The following is a 363-nucleotide window of genomic DNA, read 5'->3' on the forward strand; positions in this document are numbered from 1 at the left end:
CCGGGGCGCGCGCCTCGACCGGCGCCGCGGCCGGCGCGGCGGGCTGGGCCGGCGCGTCCTGCGCGTCCTGGGCGGCAGCCGGTTCCTCGACGGCGCGGCGGGCGGCCTCCTCGGCCTCCTGCTGGGCGCGGGCGGCCTCCTCCTCGGCGAAGCGCGCGGCCTCCTCGGCGGCCCGCTTCTCCTCCTCCTCGCGCCGGCGCGCCTCCTCGGCGGCGGAGCGGACCATGAGCGCCTGGCGCTCCCGCTCCTCCCGCTGGCGCTGCGCCTCGAGCCGGCGCTGCTCCTCCAGCACGCGCTGGCGCACCGCCTGCTCGGCCGCGGTCAGCGGCCGCGTGCCGGCGGCCGGCTGCGGGCCACGCGCCT

1 pseudogene is annotated in these 363 nt (G+C 83.5%); it reads right to left on the bottom strand.

From position 1 onward, the window contains the following. Positions 1–363, bottom strand: a pseudogene (locus E2C05_RS33930) (translation initiation factor IF-2); the annotation flags it as partial.

The sequence above is a fragment of the Paracraurococcus ruber genome, from assembly GCF_004353985.1.
GTDB lineage: Bacteria > Pseudomonadota > Alphaproteobacteria > Acetobacterales > Acetobacteraceae > Paracraurococcus > Paracraurococcus ruber.